The organism is Halobacterium bonnevillei, from assembly GCF_009831555.1.
Lineage (GTDB): Archaea > Halobacteriota > Halobacteria > Halobacteriales > Halobacteriaceae > Halobacterium > Halobacterium bonnevillei.
Window position 1 is genome coordinate 1 of the sequence record NZ_WUUU01000261.1, and the last position, 2,868, is coordinate 2,868.

General features: G+C 68.3%; 4 protein-coding genes and 1 pseudogene. 2 read left to right on the forward strand and 3 right to left on the reverse strand.

What is annotated here, in order from left to right:
• Nucleotides 1–276, forward strand: a pseudogene (locus GRX66_RS17950) (halocyanin domain-containing protein); the annotation flags it as partial.
• A gap of 43 nt (nt 277–319) precedes the next feature.
• On the opposite strand, the gene GRX66_RS17955 reads toward GRX66_RS17950, so the two are convergent.
• Nucleotides 320–793, reverse strand: a complete 474-nt coding sequence (locus GRX66_RS17955; protein ID WP_159527719.1) for a redoxin domain-containing protein — start codon at nt 791–793, stop codon at nt 320–322.
• A 100-nt stretch (nt 794–893) separates the two neighbouring features.
• Nucleotides 894–1,064, reverse strand: coding sequence for a DUF1059 domain-containing protein (locus GRX66_RS17960; RefSeq protein ID WP_159527720.1), 171 nt, complete (start codon nt 1,062–1,064; stop codon nt 894–896).
• A 387-nt stretch (nt 1,065–1,451) separates the two neighbouring features.
• On the opposite strand from GRX66_RS17960, the gene ubaA reads away from it, so the two are divergent.
• Nucleotides 1,452–2,267: an SAMP-activating enzyme E1 gene (gene ubaA / locus GRX66_RS17965; RefSeq protein WP_159527721.1), complete on the forward strand. Its 816-nt coding sequence runs from the start codon at nt 1,452–1,454 to the stop codon at nt 2,265–2,267.
• 32 nt (nt 2,268–2,299) lie between these two features.
• On the opposite strand, the gene GRX66_RS17970 is transcribed toward ubaA, so the two are convergent.
• The coding region (locus GRX66_RS17970; RefSeq protein ID WP_394351546.1) for an alpha/beta fold hydrolase at nt 2,300–2,868 on the reverse strand (569 nt) is incomplete at its 5' end.

Sequence of the window (2,868 nt, forward strand, 5' to 3'; positions counted from 1 at the left end):
CCCGACCGGTCCAGTGGGTCCTGGGGACTCGTCTTCGACGGCACCGGCATCAGCAAGTACGCGTCCGCCGCGGCCCCGGACGCGATGCGGGGGGTGGTCGTCGTCGGCGACGTCTTCGGGAGCGTCCACGACGTGACCACCAGGCAACTCACGCTCCTCGGCGCAGTCGGGATGGGGCTGCTGTCGCCGCTGGCGTTCGGCGTCTTCCTGTGGCTTCGGGGTCGCGACACGCCACCGGACGCGGGCGACGTCGCGAAGCCGCGGCCGGGAACGTAGCCCCCGCCGGCCCAGGCGGCCCACTCGCTTCCTGCAGCGCGAGCTACGCTTCCTGCACGGCGGTGAGGACGTCGTCGTACGCCGGTTCGTTCGTCGGGTCGTCGGCGACCCACGAGTACGCGACCGTGCCGTCGTCGTCGATGACGAACACCGCGCGGTTCGCGACGCCGAACAGTCCGAGTTCGGGGATGTCGATCTCGAGGTCGTACTCGGGGATTGCGTCGCCGCCCATGTCGCTGACGAGGTCGAACTCGATGCCGTGCTCGTCGCGGAACGCGCCCTGCGAGAACGGCGAGTCCGCGCTCACGCCGAGGACTGTCGCGCCGGCGTCCTCGAAGTCGTCGAGGCGCTCCTGGAACGCCACCATCTCGTTTGTGCACGGCGGCGTGAACGCGCCCGGGAAGAACGCCAGCACTACCGGGCCGTCGCCGAGGTGGTCGCCGAGGTCGAAGTCCTCGTGGTCGCTCGTCCCTACCGTTGCCGTGAACACGGGTGCGGAATCACCAATCGAGAGCATCACGAGTCCGTTCGGCCCGAAACCGGATAAAAGTGGACGCGAACATCGCCCGGCTCGCTGCTGCTGCGGCGAGAACTGCCGTACAGCCGTCGCCAAGTCGTCAGTTACCGCTCTCTGATTCGACGTGGTCCCACCCCTCCTTCACTTCCGCACGCGAGACGTTCATGCCGTGTTCGTCGTTGGCGTGCTCACGGACGACGTCGATGAGTTCGTCGTCGTTCGGCGACTGGATTTCGAACGAACACGCGTTGCAGGCGTACCTGTGTGTCATCGGTTGCTCACGGGCACGGCGACGGGCGCCGCACTCCTTGTTAGCGGGCGCCTGTCCGGCCGGTTTGAGAGACCGGCGACCGGTCCGTACCGTCTCCGCCGGCGACACGCTCGGACGACTACAAACTCGGCGAGTACGACGGGCTTACCGACAGATTCGGGCGGATTCGGGGCTTCGAGGAGTCGCCCCGCTTCCTGACAAGACATTTACCGTGGGAGTTGAAAGACCCCACCGCCGGGTAGGGGTACCCGTTTGTTCTTTCGGCGCCGCGAGCCGACAGTGGCACCACTCCCGCCGACGGGCACCGGGAGCCAGCCGACGCCGCAGCGTTCCCCCGCAGTCGCCGCTGGGAAAACCCTTACCCGCCGTCGCGTCCTCGCTCCGACTATGTCCGGGCTGAATCTCGACCCGGTGCAGCTCGACCGCTACTCGCGCCACATCATCATGGAGGACGTCGGTCCCGAGGGGCAACGACGCCTCCTCGACGCCGACGTGCTCGTGGTAGGTGCGGGCGGATTGGGCGCGCCGGTCATCCAGTATCTCGCCGCTGCGGGCGTCGGCACGCTGCGCGTCGTCGACGACGACGAGGTCGAACGGTCGAACCTCCAGCGCCAGATCATCCACGCGGACGCCGACGTCGGCCGCCCGAAGGCCGAGAGCGCTCGCGAGTACGTCGAGGCGCTCAATCCCGACGTAGACGTCCACGCGCACGTCGAACGCCTCGACCAGTCGAACGTCGACGACCTCCTCGACGGCGTCGACTTCGTCGTCGACTGCTCGGACAACTTCCCGACGCGGTACCTCGTCAACGACGCCTGCGTGCTCCGGGGGATTCCGTTCAGTCACGCCGCGATCTATCGCTTCGAGGGCCAGGCCATCACCTACGAACCTGGCAGCGCCTGCTATCGGTGCCTGTTCCCGGAAGCGCCGCCGGAGGGCACGATTCCGGACTGCGCGACGGCGGGCGTGCTCGGCATCCTCCCCGGAACGATGGGCTGCATCCAGGCCACCGAGTGCGTGAAGGGGCTGCTGGACTACGGCGACCTGCTCACTGGGCGGCTGCTGTTCTACGACGCCGCCGACATGACCTTCGAGACGGTCCCGGTCGAGACGAACCCCGACTGCCCGGTCTGCAGCGAGGACCCCGACATCGACTCAGTGCAGGAGGTCGAATACGCCGAGGGCTGCGCCGTCTCCCCGTAATCAGGCCTGTTCGGCAACTGGCGGTCGTTGCCTCAGTCGTCGACGGTCGTCACTTTCCCGGTCCCCTGGTCGCGTGCGCCCTCAGTGGACGCGTCGTCCTCGGTGATTCGGTCGTTCCGCGACCGGCGTCTCCGTCTCGGCCAGGCACCGGTCTCGTCGCCGACCACCCAGCCGTAGATGTCCTGGACGTGCTCGATGACCGGGCGGAAGTGGTCAGCGCCGTCGATGACCGTGAGCCTGGCATCCGGCACCTTGCTCGCGAGGTGTTTGCCGGCGGTCAGCGGCACGTGGTCGTCGTCGCTCCCGTGGAACACGCGGGTCGGCACTGAGACGTCCGCGAGGTCGAAGTCCCACTCGCTGCCCAGCACGGCGTAGTCAGTCGCCACCGCTCGCGACCCCTGGCGGACTCCCTCCCGGAAGTCCGAGAGCATGATGCGTCCCGTCTCGCCGAGTCGCGGGTCCGCCAGGTCGCCGTCCTTCGGGTCACCGACCACGTCCGAGAACGAGTCCGCGTTCCGGATCACGCGCCGCATCGCCCACACGAACGGCCGGCCGAGGTGCGGCGACAGGCGCGCCGCCGCCTTGAGCGTGCGGTCGAACC

Bases quoted from the DNA above. Each gene is read 5' to 3' on its own strand.
- GRX66_RS17955 (WP_159527719.1), bottom strand. From the start codon at position 793: ATGCTCTCGATTGGTGATTCCGCACCCGTGTTCACGGCAACGGTAGGG.
- GRX66_RS17960 (WP_159527720.1), bottom strand. From the start codon at position 1,064: ATGACACACAGGTACGCCTGCAACGCGTGTTCGTTCGAAATCCAGTCG.
- ubaA (WP_159527721.1), top strand. From the start codon at position 1,452: ATGTCCGGGCTGAATCTCGACCCGGTGCAGCTCGACCGCTACTCGCGC.